The organism is Pedobacter sp. MC2016-05 (assembly GCF_026239735.1).
GTDB lineage: Bacteria > Bacteroidota > Bacteroidia > Sphingobacteriales > Sphingobacteriaceae > Pedobacter.
This window is the reverse complement of sequence record NZ_JAPIVT010000002.1, coordinates 368345-385176: the sequence shown is the minus strand read 5'-3', so window position 1 is coordinate 385176 and position 16832 is coordinate 368345. Positions and strand designations below refer to the sequence as shown.

Annotated in this window: 11 protein-coding genes; 2 read left to right on the top strand and 9 right to left on the bottom strand. The window is 36.2% G+C overall.

Annotated elements, in window-relative coordinates:
- Nucleotides 1–60 precede the first annotated feature (60 nt).
- On the top strand, nucleotides 61–5949 hold the full coding sequence (locus OQZ33_RS04695) for an alpha-2-macroglobulin family protein (RefSeq protein ID WP_265797909.1): 5889 nt from the start codon (nucleotides 61–63) through the stop codon (nucleotides 5947–5949).
- 52 nt (nucleotides 5950–6001) lie between these two features.
- Here the strand turns inward: OQZ33_RS04695 and OQZ33_RS04690 are convergent, their stop codons facing one another.
- The 9 genes from OQZ33_RS04690 to hisG all read right to left on the bottom strand — a co-directional run bounded on the left by OQZ33_RS04690 (nucleotide 6002) and on the right by hisG (nucleotide 14883).
- Nucleotides 6002–6922, bottom strand: coding sequence for a WD40 repeat domain-containing protein (locus OQZ33_RS04690; RefSeq protein ID WP_265797908.1), 921 nt, complete (start codon nucleotides 6920–6922; stop codon nucleotides 6002–6004).
- Between the two features lie 75 nt (nucleotides 6923–6997).
- On the bottom strand, nucleotides 6998–7585 hold the full coding sequence (gene hisIE, locus OQZ33_RS04685) for a bifunctional phosphoribosyl-AMP cyclohydrolase/phosphoribosyl-ATP diphosphatase HisIE (protein WP_265797907.1): 588 nt from the start codon (nucleotides 7583–7585) through the stop codon (nucleotides 6998–7000).
- A 126-nt stretch (nucleotides 7586–7711) separates the two neighbouring features.
- Entirely contained in the window at nucleotides 7712–8467 is a 756-nt protein-coding gene (gene hisF / locus OQZ33_RS04680) for an imidazole glycerol phosphate synthase subunit HisF (protein WP_265797906.1), read from the bottom strand.
- 324 nt (nucleotides 8468–8791) lie between these two features.
- Nucleotides 8792–9541 carry a 1-(5-phosphoribosyl)-5-[(5-phosphoribosylamino)methylideneamino]imidazole-4-carboxamide isomerase gene (hisA, locus tag OQZ33_RS04675; RefSeq protein WP_056849579.1) on the bottom strand — a complete coding sequence of 250 codons (750 nt, stop codon included), beginning with the start codon at nucleotides 9539–9541 and terminating at the stop codon, nucleotides 8792–8794.
- Between the two features lie 53 nt (nucleotides 9542–9594).
- Nucleotides 9595–10185, bottom strand: coding sequence for an imidazole glycerol phosphate synthase subunit HisH (gene hisH, locus OQZ33_RS04670; RefSeq protein WP_265797905.1), 591 nt, complete (start codon nucleotides 10183–10185; stop codon nucleotides 9595–9597).
- Nucleotides 10186–10412: 227 nt separating this feature from the next.
- Nucleotides 10413–11546, bottom strand: a complete 1134-nt coding sequence (gene hisB, locus OQZ33_RS04665; RefSeq protein WP_265797904.1) for a bifunctional histidinol-phosphatase/imidazoleglycerol-phosphate dehydratase HisB — start codon at nucleotides 11544–11546, stop codon at nucleotides 10413–10415.
- A 3-nt stretch (nucleotides 11547–11549) separates the two neighbouring features.
- Complete coding sequence (gene hisC / locus OQZ33_RS04660) at nucleotides 11550–12590, bottom strand: histidinol-phosphate transaminase (protein ID WP_265797903.1); 1041 nt, start codon at nucleotides 12588–12590, stop codon at nucleotides 11550–11552.
- A gap of 94 nt (nucleotides 12591–12684) precedes the next feature.
- Entirely contained in the window at nucleotides 12685–13971 is a 1287-nt protein-coding gene (gene hisD / locus OQZ33_RS04655) for a histidinol dehydrogenase (protein WP_265797902.1), read from the bottom strand.
- 60 nt (nucleotides 13972–14031) lie between these two features.
- Nucleotides 14032–14883, bottom strand: a complete 852-nt coding sequence (hisG, locus tag OQZ33_RS04650) for an ATP phosphoribosyltransferase (RefSeq protein ID WP_265797901.1) — start codon at nucleotides 14881–14883, stop codon at nucleotides 14032–14034.
- A gap of 279 nt (nucleotides 14884–15162) precedes the next feature.
- Between hisG and OQZ33_RS04645 the strand changes: the two genes are divergently transcribed.
- The gene (locus OQZ33_RS04645) at nucleotides 15163–16728 is read left to right on the top strand and encodes a L,D-transpeptidase family protein (protein ID WP_265797900.1); all 1566 of its coding nucleotides are present in this window, start codon (nucleotides 15163–15165) and stop codon (nucleotides 16726–16728) included.
- Nucleotides 16729–16832 lie beyond the last annotated feature (104 nt).

Sequence of the window (16832 nt, the reverse complement as noted above, 5' to 3'; positions counted from 1 at the left end):
TATCCCACTATTATTCCGTGTTTTTTATAAAGAATTTGAAATCAATTCTAAATCAGTTTTATGAAGTTACTTTTTACGCTCATCAGTTTTCTTGTTTTCTTTGCTCAGGGTTTTAGTCAAAACAAACTATCCAAAAGCAAGCAAGCCAGCTATGCTACATTTGTTTATAAAATTAATGATGCTGAGGTAGTTAGTATCTTAAGTAAGGAAAAAACAAACGATAGTTTTTACCATACCTTAATCAGTTCTGATTATTTTAAAGACTATAAAAAAGCAGATTTACCTTATGGAAATTACCTGCTTGTAGATGCCAGCGGAGCCGCTATTAATTCAAGTTTGAATAGCGAAAACAATGTTTTACTCCAATTTATTAATAATGAAAAAGATTTTCAGTTTTACATAACAGACGTAAAAGGAAATCTAATTGCCAATGCTTTTGTAGAAATTGATGGTAAAAAACGAGCGGTTTATGATAGTAGAACGAAGTCATACAGAAGTACACACCGCAAGGAAAAAGGTAAACCGAAGGAAGAAGGTATTATAAAGGTTGTGCATGAAGGTGTAAGTAATTTCTTTGAGTACGATGTTGATGATAGAAATTACTATGATAACGATAGAGAAGACTGGCCGTTCTTTAAAAAAGTAGCCTATTCATTTCCAATAAAATATTTTTGGCAACCGTTTAAGACTGTTTTTAGAAAGAAACGGGGCGTTAAGCCTTTATATGCTGGTTATATGGTCTTTAGCAAGCCTATATACAAGCCGCTCGACACCGTAAAATTTAAAGCTTTTATTATAAATTCGAAAGGCGGAAACATTAAAAACAGGGCTGCAGAAGTAATTTTGCAAGTTGATGATTCAAAAAAGAAACTAGCCATGATAAATCCTTACAAAAATGGAGGTTACGAATACAGCTTCGTGCTTGCCGATAGTTTGAACCTGAAATTGGATAGGAATTATGGCATTAGTTTGGAAGAAAAATCTAAAAAACCGAAGAAAGCATTCCGCATTAGCAATAATTTCCGTTACGAAGATTATGAGCTTAAATCGCTTGATTTTTCGCTGCGAACAGATAGAAATGAACAAACAAAAGACAGTTTAATTACCGTTTATTTTAAAGCCACAGATGAAAATGAATTGGCCGTGCCTGATGGCAGGGTAGAACTCACTTTAACCACCAACCACATCAATTATTATACGGATAAAAAGGTTTTTGTGCCCGATACGCTTTGGCAAACGAACATCACTTTAGATCCCGTTGGTGAAACTAAACTTGTGTTACCTGCTGATATTTTCCCGAAAGCTAGCCTTAGCTTTAACCTAAATGCTAAGTTTTTAAACAGCAATAACGAAGTGAGGACGGCATCAAAATCTTTAACCTATAACGATTGGAAAAAAGCAGAAAAGTCTGTTAAAGCTGTTGAGATAAAATCTGAATTTAGGAAAGATAGTTTGTCAATTTCTTATCTGGTAAACAATAAAAGCGAAACACAGTCGGCTAAAATGATCAGTTATACTGAAGATGATGTAGTGATCAATTCTCAAGATATTAAGTTGCCATATATCGCTAAAATTGATTATCGAGCCGAATATGTTGAAATTGAAACCCCAAAAGATACAGCCACGATTGATATCACTAAATTAAACCCGGAATTGCAAATTAACGCCATGCAAAATAAAGACAGTTTGCGTGTGGTAGTTATAAATGAACATAAAGTGCCTTTTTGGTATACCATTTTTGCAGATAATAAGGTTTTTTTAAGAGGTTATACCAACAATCTCGATACACTGATCAAAAACGAGAGTAAAAAAGCCAGCCATATTCGCATCAATTATTTTTGGGATGGCGATGAAGAGACCAGAGAGGTAAGTGCATTTTATAATCCTTACCAATTGAACCTGAAACTGATTTCGCCAGACATGGTTTATCCTGGTCAGAAAGTAAATATGTTGGTTCAGGTTACAGATATCAACCAAAAACCGGTTCCAGAAACGGATGTTACCGCACAAGCATTTACTGCAAAATTTACTGATGTTCCTAATGTAAGGTTGCCTTACTTGGGTAGAAAATACTTAGCGCACAAAACCAATAAAATTAAAATAGAGGCCGATGAAGCTAGCGGTAGCGTTAGCTCAAAGTTAGATCAGCTTACCTGGACAAAATGGAGCAAAAGTCTAGGATTAGATACCATTGAGTATTTCAGGTTTATGCATCCCAAACCAATTTATGATGTAATTGAAACTACTAATGATACCACCACACAAGTTGCTCCTTTTGTGGTTTTAGATGGTGCAATTTTGCCTGCCAACATTGTTTATATCGATAATGTACCTGTATTTTTTAACCAGGCTCAACAATTACAGCGTTATTCTTTTGTAGTAAAACCTGGTTATCACAATTTTAAAATCCGCACAGCGGATAAGCTGATAACCGTAGAAAATTACAATATCACGGCAGGTAAAAAAACAATTTTTAGCATTTTGGCAGATACCACTAATAAATTGGTAACGGTAAGCAAACCAACTACGCTGACGGCGCAAGAAAGCCAGGAATTAGATAATTATATGATTAAAGTTGCCAATAACTTTAACCTAAATAAAACAACCATTTCGGCAGTAACATCTGATACCCGTTTACTCATAAATCCTAATAACCGAACTGAAGGAGAACTTTTGGTTGGTCCAATAAGAGAAAATGTTTTAGAGTTTAACAATGGAAAATGGCATCAAAATTTCACAAAAGAAGCTAGTTATACCTACACTTTTGAGCCGGGCTTGATCAAACAGAAATCAAACGCTAAAAAATATGCATTCGAGACAAAGCTGTCTGGTTATGCCAGTAATGGAAATACGAATATCGCTTATGAATATGCCTTAAAAAAGAATGAAATCGATAAAATTTGGCTTGAGTTTATGGATTTACGAAGTAGAACGACACAACTTTTCTATAATGCAAGTTTAAGTGGACAAAAAGGTACGGGAAATTTGAGGTACGATATTGATACAGCACTTACCAATCATGTTCCGTACATCAAAAATGTAATTGTTTATAAACCTAATCAGGCCAATTTCTTACGCATTTACAAAGGCGAAATCAATACTGATGTTTTAGAAAGTGGTAGATACAAAATTCTGTTCTTATTAAAAGACAATAGTTATTTTATTACGGATGATATCAACATTCAGCCTTATGGTGCAAACTATTACAAATGGAACAATTTTAAAATTGTACACCCTGATGATTTTAGCCAAAAATTAGACAGCACCATAAAATCAACTCCAAAAATAGGACATTATAGTGGAGAGGGAGGCACTGATCTCACCGAAGAAATCAGATTATTTTTCAATACTTATATTTTTGATAAAAATGAGCTAAAGAATACTTTAAGGGGAAGAATTTTATCATCTGTAAATAATAAACCAGTAGCAGGTATTGTCATAAAGGTTGTAGGTTTAGATGTAAAAACCATCAGCGATGCTAAAGGATATTTTAGTTTTAAAACACCAGAAAAAGGAGCGTTAAAGATATCGGCAAGAAGATATTATGATAAAGTGTTTGATATAGTAAATGGATCAATAGGAGATATTTCGCTCGATACAATTGATAACAATTTAAAAGGAGTTGAAATAGTTGGTTATAATGCCGTGAGAAAACAGAATATGACTGCTAGTGCAACTATGTCTATCAGTTCTAATGAGCTAAATTATGCCTTGCAAGGTAAATCTTCTGGTCTTTTACTTCAAGAAGTTGTAATGGTAAGAGGTTCTGGTAGTGTAATTAGCAATCAAAAGCCATTAATTATTGTAGACGGCTTGCCATTTGATGGCGATATCAGCAGTTTAGATATAGATTTGGTAAAAGATGTTACCATTTTAAAAGATGCAAGTGCCACAGCTATTTATGGAGCTAGAGCGGCAAATGGGGTAATTATCGTCAAAAGTAAAAAAGGAAATTTAGCAACTAATCTCGCTGGACAAGTGGTTGCGCAACAGCAAACCATGCGCACAAATTTTAATGATGAAGGTTTTTGGCAGCCTAAATTGATTACAGATGAAAATGGTGTAGCCAAGTTTACCGTGAAATTTCCAGATGATATTACCAAATGGAAAACACGTGTAATGGCGATGAATGGCAATAAACAAACGGGTTATACAGAAGGAAGTATTAAATCATTTATATCTTTAAGTGCCAATTTTGTTTCGCCACTTTTTGCCATTGTTGGCGATAGTATTAATGTGTTAGGCAAATTGATGAACTACACACCGCTGGAAGAAACGGGCATTCGTAAATTTTTGTACAATGGACAGGAACTTCGAAATTCTACTGTTAAGTTTAAAAATTCACTGATTGATACTATGGGGATCGTTGTAAATTCTAAAGACAGCTTAAATTTTGAATATACTTTGGTGCAGGAGAACGGCTACTTTGATGGCGAGCGCCGAAAAATTCCGGTATTTGAAGCTGGCGTAAAAGAAACCAAAGGCTATTTTTCAGCTTTGCTCAGAGATACAACTATCAATTATGCGTTTGATAAAAATTTAGGGAAAATAACGCTTCGAACGGAGGCATCGGTATTTCCAACTTTGTTGGATGAAATGACCAAATTGCGCAATTATGAGTTTTTGTGTAATGAGCAATTGGCTTCTAAATTGAAATCGTTATTGTTAGAAAAACGGGTTCGCAAATACTTAGGCCAAAAATTCACACACGAAAAAGACATCACTTTCATCCTTAAAAAACTACAGCAAAATAGAAAACCGCAGGGAACTTGGGGTTGGTGGCAAAATAGCGAAGAACAAATGTGGATTAGCTTGCATGTAGTTGAGGCGTTATTACAAGCAGAAAAAGATGGTTACATTGTCGATTTAAACAAGGCATTATTACAGAGATATTTAGTTGGTAAATTAACAAATGAACCTAATTACAACGATATCCAGGTAATTAAACTTTTGCACTTGCTAGATGGAAAAAATTACATTAAAGATTGGGTGTTGGCATTTGAGGAGAAAGAAAAAAAGCGTGATGCAGATTTATCTCCGGCGCTTTTAGCCATGAAGCAGAGGGAAACAAAAGCATCTACTTTTGAGGTACTAGAGATGATGGAATTGAGGCAGATGGCAGGTTTGAAGATAGATTTAAGTGTGTTAACCAAACTTAAAAAACAAACCATGTTTGGTAGCATTTATTGGGGCGAAAAAAGTATTCGTTTTTGGGATAATAGCATTCAAAATACTTTATTGGCTTATCGAATTTTAAAAAATGCTGGCGGATACGAAAATGAATTGGAAAAAATAGCGCTTTACTTTTTAGAGCAACGGAAAGATGGGCAATGGCGAAATACTTATGAAGCTTCTATGATTTTGGAAACGATTTTACCTGCTTTCCTTAAAACAAACGAGAAGAAAGAACCCGTATCAATTAAGGTTAACGAACAATCGATCACTCAGTTTCCATTCGATAAAGTAATTGAAAATCCTACTGATTTAAAAGTGGAAAAGAAAGGTAATTCTGCAGTGTATTTTACGGCATATCAGCAATTTCAAAATGCCAATCCTAAAAAAGTAGAAAAGGATTTTGTAGTTCGTAGCTCGCTCTTACAAAAAGGAAATACAGTAAGCAATTTAAAGGCTGGAGAAATAACTACCTTAAAGGTAGAAGTTGAGGTAAAAGCAGATGCCGATTACGTAATGATTGAAATTCCTATTCCGGCAGGTTGCAGTTACGAAAATAAAGTTCAGAATTTTTGGGGAGAAGAAACGCATCGTGAGTATTTCAAAAACAAAACGTCTATTTTCTGCACCAAACTTAAACAAGGCAAATATACCTTCACCATAGATTTAATGCCAAGATATTCTGGTTCTTATGTGTTAAATCCAGCAAAAGCAGAGATGATGTATTTTCCAGTTTTTTACGGTAGGGAAGGGATGAAAAAAGTGGCGATAAATTAAGAATTTTCGTCATTGCCTGCCTGCAGCAGGCAATGACGAGTATAATAGTAAATTAACCTTCCATCTCCCAAACCATCACTTTTCTGTCATCTCCTGTAGAAATTAAATACTTTCCATCTTTGCTCCAAATGATTTTATTGATGGAATGGGTATGACCAAATTCTCCTTTTTCCAAACTTAAAATTTTGTAAAGCTTAAAGTTTTCAGCATCCCAAAGTTTAATGCTTTTATCCTGACTGCTCGTTGCAAAATAGGGGAGTGTTGGATGAAAGACAATGTTATAAATCGTAAACATGTGCGCTGGAATAGTTTGTACCAATTCACAATTTGTGCTGTAGGTATCCCTTTGGGAGCAATTCCATATTTTCAATTGCGCATCTCTGCTTCCAGAAATCAAATATCTTCCCTTAGGATGATAAGCCAAAGAGGTAACCGGTAATGAATGACCTTCCAAAGCTTGTTTTAAACTGTAGTCCGCTAAATTGTAAATCCTTATTAAGTGATCTTTACAGCCAAAGGCGATTTCAGTTTCATCGGGGGAAATAGCAATACACCTAACTGTATCATAAGCGACTTGAAAGCGATAAATTTCTGAAAAATCATTTAGAGACCAAACTGCAACCGAACCATCTTCACCTGTAGTTAATAATTCGTTTTTGCTTTTGGCTACTTGAATACCAAAAATTGGTTTTGGATGTGCATCAATTCTTGTAACAATTTCCTGCTTTATCAAATCATAAACACTAAATGCCCCACTTCTCTCTCCAATGAATAGCAAATTGTTATAACTAAGCAAACTGTAAACCGAACTTTGTACAGGTGTTTTTACCTTTACGAAGGCCATGTTTTCTAGCGACCATTCTACAAGTCCTTTGTCATTTCCTGCACTATAGAAAATACCATTCTCATCAGCATTTGCTAAAGCATAAACGGGGTTTTGATGGCCAGGAAAGGTATGGAGATGTTTGAGCATTTTATTCGTATTGCGTAATGAGTATTGCGAATTGCGATTGGATTTGTCTCAATACGCTCTACTCACATCTCACATCTATTTATGTCTACTTTCTAGTTTCTTAGCAATATCCTTAATTGACAACCCTTTTTCTTTTAATAAAAAAGTCAGATGGAAAAGTAAGTCAGCTGCTTCGCCAATTAAATCCTCTTCAGTTTCTGCCAATGCCGCGATAACAGTTTCTACACCTTCCTCGCCAACCTTTTGCGCTATTTTGTTTAAGCCTTTGCTGCGCATTTTATTGATGTATGAGCCTTCAACAGGGTTTTCATATCGATCATTAATGATATTTTCTAACTCAAAAATGAAGTTCTGATTATAGTCAGTTTTAAAACAACTTCTACTACCCGTGTGGCAAGTTGGACCAACCGGATTGGCTTTGATCAATACTGTATCATTATCGCAATCGATATGAATAGATTTTACAAAAAGAAAATTGCCACTTTCTTCACCCTTGGTCCACAAGCGGCTTTTAGAACGAGAAAAGAATGTTATTTTACCTTCAGCTTGTGTTTTCTCAAATGCTTCGGCATTCATGTAACCCAACATCAGCACTTCTAATGTTTGCTCATCTTGTACCACTACAGGAACTAAGCCGTCGCTTTTATTAAAATCTATAATCATTTGTTTCTTTAAAGTTTCGTCATTGCGAGGTACGAAGCAATCCTAAAGCGATGGTTCTTTTCCTACTTAGGTTTAAGATTGCTTCGTACCTCGCCTGCCTGCAGCAGCAAGCAATGACGAGTTTATTTATATCCTAACAGGAATTCCGTTCCTTTTTAGTTCTTGTTTTAAATCTGGGATTAATATTTCTCCATAATGAAATACCGAAGCAGCTAACGCAGCATCAACACCAGCTTTTTGAAAAACTTCTGTAAAATGTTCAGTTTTTCCTGCTCCGCCAGATGCGATGATTGGTATGTTGATCATCTGGTTTATCTTACTTAACAAGTTGCAGTCAAAACCAGCTTTTGTACCGTCATGGTCCATTGAGGTTAAAAGAATTTCTCCTGCACCTAAATCTTCCGCTTTTTTAATCCAGGCTTCAGTTTCTAGTTCAGTTATCAATCTCCCTCCATTTAAATGAACAATGTTTTTGCCATCAATATGTTTGGTATCAACTGCTAAAACTACAAACTGTACCCCGAAAGTTTTGGCTAAATCTTCAATTAACTTTGGGTTTTTTACTGCCGCAGAATTAATGCTGATTTTATCTGCACCAGCATTTAACAAGGCTTCAGCATCTGCAATTTCGGTTATACCGCCACCAATAGTAAAAGGAATGTTTAATTGTCTGGCAACAGATCTCACCATCTCTATCATCGTTTTGCGACGTTCGTGAGTAGCGGTAATATCTAAAAAAACCAGTTCATCAGCACCTTGCTGAGCATATTGAGCCGCAAGCTCTACCGGGTCACCAGCATCTCGTAAATCAACAAAATTTACGCCTTTTACCGTGCGACCGTCTTTTACATCTAGGCAGGGAATTATTCTTTTACTAAGCATTTTTTATAGTTTCGTTATTGCTTGCCTGCGGCAGGCAAGCAAGGCACGAAGTAGTCCTAAAAGCTGATAGCTATCGTTGTAGGATTGCTTCGTGCCTCGCAAGGCCGGGTATTTTAGTGTTTTTGTTTTAATAAAGTTGAAATAATCAAGGCGCCACCGCATAACAAGCACGGTAGAAAAAGCCAAATTGAAAATTTGCCGATGATACCAATTAATCTCAAATAACTACCTACATAGAAGAAATAATTAAGTGCTAAAAAGATCATTAAAAATGATATTAATATCAGTATTATTCCCCACATAAGTGAATTGTTTTTCATTCACTTATATACTACTCAGCATCTTCAAATTCCAATCTTTAATCTGCTCAATGGTAATTCTATCCTCGTAAATCGCTTTTCCAACCACTACACTTCTAATAGGATATTTCGCTAATTCATGAATATCTTCCATCGAACTTACACCACCTGATGCAATTAATTTAATCATTGGAGAATGTTCTAACAATTTTTTGTACAAGTCTACTGCTGCTCCACCTAATTTCCCGTCTTTACTAATGTCTGTACATAAAAAACGGAAGAAGCCTAAAGCCAAACATTTATCAACATAATCCATTAATTTAATTGGCGAGCTTTCCATCCAACCAGAATATTTAATTACTTCGTCCAAAACATCAATGGCGATCACAATACGGTTTGCATAGTTGTCTTTTTTTGCAAAAGCTTCGCTCAATTCCTGCAAGAAATCAGGATTGGTAATCGCTTGCGTACCTACAATCACACGGTGAATTCCTGCATCAAGCAAATTAGTTACCTGCTCAATTGTACGGATTCCACCGCCATATTGCACTTTCATTTCGGTTTTTTTAATGATTTCGAAAAGTGATTTCTGGTTGCTGAAATCACCCTTTGCACCATTCAAATCAATGATATGGATAAAATCAGTTCCATTTGAACGATATTTTTCTATCATATCGGCAATAGAAACATCATACTCGGTTTTCTGATTGTAATCGCCTTCTCGCAGGCGGACTACTTTTCCGTCCAAAATATCAATTGCAGGAATTATATACATTTTTTTTTAGTTAAAAGTTGAATGTGAAAAGTTATCTAAATATGAGCCATTCCTCAACTTAAGTTTGAAAAATTTTTTAATATCTGTTCGCCAGCTTTTCCCGATTTCTCCGGGTGGAACTGAACGCCGTAAAAGTTATCTTTTTGTACTGCTGCCGAAAATTTTAGTCCATAGTTGGCAGAGGCGATGTCAAAAGTAGGGTTATATTCAATAAAGTACGAATGAACAAAGTAAAATTGTGCATTATCTTCAACACCCTCAAACAATGAATTGTTTTTATGCTCAACATCGTTCCAGCCCATATGTGGAATCTTGATTTGCAATGTCTTATCAAACTTTTTAGTCTTCACCGGTACAATATCCAATAGTTCAGCATCTCCTTCTTCCGAATGTTCGGTAATGAGTTGCATGCCTACACAAATCCCAAGTACAGGTTTTTTTAAGGCTTTTATGGCGCTTACTAAACCAGTTTGTTCCAGTTTTTTCATTGCTGCACCTGCATGGCCAACCCCAGGGATGATAATGTGACTGTATTTATCTAAATCAGTCTCCGTATTTACCATTCCGTAAGTGATGTTTTGCCTTTCTAAAGCTGCGGTTAAAGAAAAAATATTCCCCGCTCCGTAGTTCACTATTCCAATCATAATTAGTATCAAGTATTTAGTATCGAGTATCAAGACAAGACACTTTTTTATAAAATTTGAAAACGAATGTCAGTTTTTCATTGGTGCTGTGGTCTTGTGCCAAAGGCACTCCTTTGGAGCTATTCGTTTCTCCCGATGAAAAATCGGGATCCGTGTTCGCTGCTATCAGATTTATAATTTGAAGTTTGTGCATTAACCTTCAACCTTCCAACTTTCAGCCCTCTACCTTACAAAACTCCCTTTGTACTTGGCAACACCATCTTTTCTGCATCACGTTTAACCGCCATTTTAATTGCTTTTGCAAAAGCTTTAAATATAGCTTCAATTTTGTGATGTTCGTTTTCGCCCTCTGCTTTTATGTTTAAATTACATTTCGCAGCATCGCTAAAAGATTTAAAGAAGTGATAAAACATCTCCGTCGGCATATCGCCAACTTTTTCACGTTTGAATTCAGCATCCCAGACAATCCAGTTGCGGCCACCAAAATCAATGGCAACCTGGGCTAAGCAATCATCCATCGGCAAGCAGAAGCCATAGCGCTCGATGCCCAATTTATTGCCTAATCCTTGAGCAAAAGCTTTACCAAGTGCTATTCCGGTATCTTCAATGGTGTGGTGTTCATCAATGTGTAAATCGCCCTTGGCAATAACCTCCAAATCAACACTACCATGTCGGGCTATTTGATCCAGCATGTGATCGAAAAAGTTTAAACCTGTTGCAATTTTAGCTTTCCCAGTACCATCCAAATCCAAATTAATGGTAATATCGGTTTCGTTGGTTTTGCGAACGTGGTTAATTTTTCTGCTTCCTGCTTTTAAAAGATTGTAAATATCCTCCCATTTTTGCGTTTCCAGGATAATGATGTCAAGCAAGGTTTCATGTTTATCTAAAGCTTCTGTAGACCCGAGTGCATCATTCTGGCGGAGAAAAATAGCTTTCGCTCCTAAATTTTTGGCCAGTACAACATCATTCAACCTATCTCCAATCACGTATGAGTGTTGCAAATCGTAATCGCCATTTAAATACTTGGTAAGTAAAGCCGTTCCGGGTTTGCGGGTAGGGGCATTATCCTTCGCGAAAGTTCTATCAATAATAATTTCACTAAAATTTACACCTTCTCCTGCAAAAGTATCCAGCATGAAATTATGGATTGGCCAAAAATTTTCTTCTGGATTTGATGGTGTTCCCAATCCATCCTGATTTGTTACCATCACCAATTCATAATCCATCTCTGCTGCAATTTTGGATAGGTAGTACAACGACCGTGGATAAAATTTCAGCTTCGCAAAATTATCTACCTGCTCATCTTCCGGCTCAATATTTAAAGTTCCATCGCGATCTATAAATAATACTTTTTTCATCTTTTATTTCGTTTTCAAAATGGATAATAGTTTATCATTTTCTTCTCTTGTTCCAACGGTAATTCGTAAACAACCTTCGCACAAAGTCACTTTCGAACGGTCGCGAACGATAATGCCTTCATCAACCAAACTATCATAAATTTGAGTTGCATCCGTCACTTCTACCAATATAAAATTGGCGTCAGATGGATAGACTTTTTTAACAATATCTAACGTATTCAAATCAGTGGAAAGACGGTCTCTTTCGGCGACAGATTCTTTGATCCAATCGTTAACTTGTGCAATATTTTTCAAGGCCTCAAAAGCTAAATCTTGCGTGGCTTGATTGATGTTGTAAGGTGGTTTAATTTTGTTCAAAACGTCAATCACTTTTCGCGACGAAAACGCCATTCCCAAACGCAAAGCTGCAAGCCCCCAGGCCTTCGAAAAAGTTTGTAAAACTACCAGGTTTGCATACTCGGTTAGCTCCTGAATAAAGGTCTTTTGGCGAGCATAATTTATGTAGGCTTCATCAACCACAACGATGCCTTTAAAGTTGGCTAAAATTGTTTCAATATCTTCGCGGTTTATCGAATTTCCTGTCGGATTATTTGGTGAACAAATGAAGATTAATTTTGTGTTTTTATCAATCGTTTCTGCAATCTTTTCCATGTCTAATTGGAAATTCGGCAGCAAGCTGACTTTGCGAATTTCGACATCATTTATATTTGCAGAAACTTCATACATGCCATACGTTGGCGGAAGAACGATCACATTGTCTTTTCCTGGGTTACAAAAGGCTCGGAAAAGCAAATCTATCGCTTCATCACTTCCATTGCCTAAAAAGGTATTTTCAATAGGCACGCCTTTTATCTTACTAATGGCATCTTTTAAATCAAATTGTAGTGGATCTGGGTAGCGATTATAATTTGCGGGTAGGGGAGAACCATAGCTGTTCTCATTGGCATCCAAAAATACAGATGCTTGTCCTTTAAACTCATCTCTTGCAGTAGAATATGGTTTAAGGTTTTTTATATTTTCTCTTACTAATTCGTTAATGTCCATGTTATTTCTGTGTGATAGATAAAGGAGCAAGGGCCAAAGATGAATGACTTGGTGTTTAAGCCTTAGTTCTACTTTTTGCTTTAAATCTTTGTTTTTAATCCTTGTTCTTTGATCTTATTGTAATCGCATTTTTATGTGCCTGCAAGCCTTCGGCAGCTGCAAGTGTTTCAACAGTATTTCCAATGTTCTCTAATCCATTGACCGACAAATGCTGAAAGGTTATCTTTTTAAGAAAAGCATCAGTTGACACACCCGAATACGCTTTAGCAAAGCCACTTGTAGGTAGAGTATGATTTGTTCCTGATGCATAATCACCAGCACTCTCTGGAGTAAAGTTTCCTAAAAATACCGAACCAGCGTTGATTATCAATGGAATAAGGTTCTCAAAATTGCTTGTAGCTAAAATCAAGTGTTCTGGCGCATATTCATTGGAAAATTCCATTGCAGCATCTAAATTATCGACTAAAACAACGTAAGAATTTTCAATAGCTTTCGCTGCAATATCCTTTCTAGGTAAATCAGATAATTGTTTTTGAAGTTCTTGAAGAGTTTCAGCTATGATATCACTTGAGGTAGAAACTAAAATTGACTGACTATCAACTCCATGTTCAGCTTGAGCTAGTAAGTCGGCGGCAACAAATGACGGATTGGCAGTATCATCAGCAATCACTAAAACCTCTGATGGGCCTGCGGGCATGTCTATTGCAACCTTATTTTGAACCATCGTTTTTGCTGTTGTCACGTAGCGGTTTCCTGGACCAAATATCTTATAAACTTGGGGCACAGTTTCTGTTCCGAAAGCCATTGCGGCAACAGCTTGGGCACCACCAATCAGATAGATTTTCTCGATACCTAGAAGCACAGCACAATAGGCAAGGTAACAATTCGTTTTGCCGTCGCTTTGTGGGGGTGAGCACACTACGATTTCTTTGCTGCCAGCAATTATTGCAGGGGTAGCCAGCATCAAGAAAGTGCTCGGTAAAACTGCAGTGCCACCTGGAATGTAGAGGCCTACCTTTTCAATTGCCCTGGATTCTCGCCAGCAAACCACTCCAGGCATTGTTTCAATTCTATCTTCAGTTTTTAGTTGCGATTGGTGAAAAGTTTTGATGTTGTGATAAGCTGTTTCAATTGCTTGTTTCGCATCCGCAGGAATGGTTGATGCAATGACTTTCAATTCTTCTGCATCTAAATAAAGCTTTTCTAATTCTACTTTATCAAATGCTTTGGCGAAATTAAAGAGTGCTTTATCTCCATCACTTTTAACCGTTTTAATGATATCTACAACGCGTTCTTCAACCAATTTGTCGTCTTCAATTTGTCTCGAACACAATTCCTTAATCTTTGATGTAGATAAATCTTTATAATTGTAGACTTTCAAGGTGTTATGATTTTAAATTAACCAATAGTTAATATGTAATTAGGTGTTTTTTGTGCTATTTTAAGTGATAATTTTTTCAATTGGCATCACTAAAATTCCCTCGGCTCCAGCGGCTTTTAGGCTATTGATTTTCTCCCAAAAATCTCTTTCAGCAATTACAGAATGAACAGCAACCCAGTTGGGTTCGAACAAGGGAACTATTGTCGGGCTTTTAACACCTGGTAATAAATCGACAACTTTTTGCAGGTTATCTTTCGATACATTAAGCACCACATATTTATTAGATTTTGCGCTCAAAACCGAACGGATTCTCTGTAGCAATTCTGCAACTTCTGGGTTATCTGAAATCGATTTATTTCCAATTAAAACTGCCTCGGATTGCATCACATCTGCGAATGGTTTTAGTCCATTACTTTTAAGAGTTCCGCCAGTAGAAACGATGTCAAAAATGGCATCACTCAAGCCTAAACCGGGGCCAATTTCTACCGAACCAGAGATGGTTCTGATATCAGATTTTATTCCTTTTTCTGTTAAGAATTTTTCAAGAATTACCGGGTAAGAAGTAGCGATGGCTTTGCCATTTAAATCATCCAAATTTTGAATTTGGCTACCGGTTTGAACTGCAATTTTTAGGGTGCATTTTCCAAAGCCAAGCTTTTGTAAATACTCAACTTTAGCCTGGGTTTCAGTGATCACGTTTTCGCCAACAATACCTAAATCGGCAATGCCATCCTGAACGTATTCTGGAATATCATCATCGCGAAGAAAAAGAATTTCTAATGGAAAATTTTGAACAGTTGATATTAATGAACTTTTGTAGTTTTCGAAAGAAAGACCACAATTTTTTAATATTTCTACGGACTTTTCGTTTAACCTACCCGATTTTTGGATAGCAATTTTTAGTGTTTTCAAAGTATTGAATATAGAATGAACAGGAAATAATTTTACGGAAAAAAAGTTTTGAAGTACAAAACAAACATATCATATCGCCTATCGGCGATGGTGTAAATGTAAGTGATGGTTCAAAGTTAAATTCATATATTTATTTCTGCCAGTATCAATACTTTAGCTGATATGCATTGGCAAATATAACGTTTGCATCGGTAAATCAAAAAATAATGGCACTTAATTTGCCTCATTTGCATTTTTATAATTGCTGTTGCTCACTTATTACACTAAAAATTCGACGCTTTGAAAAACTTTCGCTTTCTTTTTATCCCTATAATTATTTGTATATCTGCCTGTGGATGGTTTAAACAGCCACCAGAGATTGGCAAAGTGCTATCGGAACATTTTAAAAATAAGATTTATAAAGATTTTGATACTGTTGCTTTCGATAGCGTGTTTGTTTCCACTATGAATAGTTTATCAGAATTATTTGTAAATCCTAAAACTATTAAAGCTTATTATACTTCCACGACTAATGAGCCAAAATTGGTTACAAAATTCTACACCGATGGCGAATTAGATTCACTAGTTGCGTACTTAGAAAATAGTAAGGTGCACGGGTTTAATCCAAAAATATTCAAAACTGAAGAAATAAAAGGTTTATTAGCTGAATTAGCGGCTAACAAATTTAAAAATGTTGAGGAAACCTATCCGGTAATTGCGAAACTGGAATTATTATCTGCTAATGCCTACCTTAATTATAATAATTATTTAAAATACGGTGTTGTAAACCCTCGCAATATTTTCTCCAGATATTATATTAAAGTAAAACGGCCAGATAGTTTGGGGATGACAAAGCTTCTGGCTTCTGAAAGTTTAATTGATACCTTACGTATAGTCCAGCCGAAATCACCCCAATATAGAGCTTTACAAGAGGCATACTTAAAGGCCGATGCATTGGATGAAAAACGTATTTTGCTTTTGAATATGGAGCGTTTTCGTTGGAAAATGCCTGAGACCGGCGACAATTACGTCCAGGTAAACATTCCTGATTTTAAACTTACCTGGTTTGATAAGCAAGATACTGTAATCTCGATGAAAGTTTGCGTGGGTGGTAAACGCGAAAATGGTTACGACGAGAAGTTGAAGGCTTTTGCCAAATCTGGAAATTTAGATGATAAGCCTAAAAACCATGAAACCCCATTGTTGTTTAGTAAAATTAATTCTATACAGGCCAACCCGGTTTGGAATATTCCCGTGAGTATTGCGCAAAGCGAAATTTATTGGATGGCCAGAAAGGATCCCTACTATCTATCAAACAGCAACATTAACGTTTACTATAAAGATAAACTTATTGGCGAGCCAGATACGATAAACTGGAGCAGATACTCACGCGATAAACTTCCTTTCAAGTTTAAGCAAGGTTCGGGCGGTGGTAATGCTTTAGGGAAATTTAAGTTTATATTCGATAATAGCTCCAGCATCTATCTTCACGATACAAATAACAAGAACGGTTTTAACTTAACAAATAGAGCAATTAGCCATGGTTGCGTTCGTGTAGAAAAGCCACTTGAGTTTGCCGAAAGATTGGTTGGTGATGGTTATATCTATGATAAACTTAGGGCGGAGGTAGATTTGCCGCCGGTTGACAGTACGCATAACAAATGGTACAAAAAGCGCATGGCCGCGAAAGCCGACACCACGAAAGCATTTAAACTTAAACCAGCTTGGTTTGGTCCAAAAAAACCAGTGCCATTAATTATTACTTATTTCACTGCCTGGGCTCAGAACAATAAAATAGAATATCGCCCTGATGTTTATCAAATGGACGAAAAGCTTTGGGTATCCATGAAAAAGTATAGGTTGTAGCTCAAAATTTACAACATTTTTGAGTAGGAAATTTGCAATTAAAATCCAAAATAATATATTTGTTAGGAAACATTTAAACAGATAAACCCGGTTACAGGATGTAA

What these genes read in the sequence shown, in the direction of transcription:
- OQZ33_RS04695 (WP_265797909.1), top strand. Translation starts at nt 61, where the DNA reads ATGAAGTTACTTTTTACGCTCATCAGTTTTCTTGTTTTCTTTGCTCAG.
- OQZ33_RS04690 (WP_265797908.1), bottom strand. Translation starts at nt 6,922, where the DNA reads ATGCTCAAACATCTCCATACCTTTCCTGGCCATCAAAACCCCGTTTAT.
- hisIE (WP_265797907.1), bottom strand. Translation starts at nt 7,585, where the DNA reads ATGATTATAGATTTTAATAAAAGCGACGGCTTAGTTCCTGTAGTGGTA.
- hisF (WP_265797906.1), bottom strand. Translation starts at nt 8,467, where the DNA reads ATGCTTAGTAAAAGAATAATTCCCTGCCTAGATGTAAAAGACGGTCGC.
- hisA (WP_056849579.1), bottom strand. Translation starts at nt 9,541, where the DNA reads ATGTATATAATTCCTGCAATTGATATTTTGGACGGAAAAGTAGTCCGC.
- hisH (WP_265797905.1), bottom strand. Translation starts at nt 10,185, where the DNA reads ATGATTGGAATAGTGAACTACGGAGCGGGGAATATTTTTTCTTTAACC.
- hisB (WP_265797904.1), bottom strand. Translation starts at nt 11,546, where the DNA reads ATGAAAAAAGTATTATTTATAGATCGCGATGGAACTTTAAATATTGAG.
- hisC (WP_265797903.1), bottom strand. Translation starts at nt 12,590, where the DNA reads ATGGACATTAACGAATTAGTAAGAGAAAATATAAAAAACCTTAAACCA.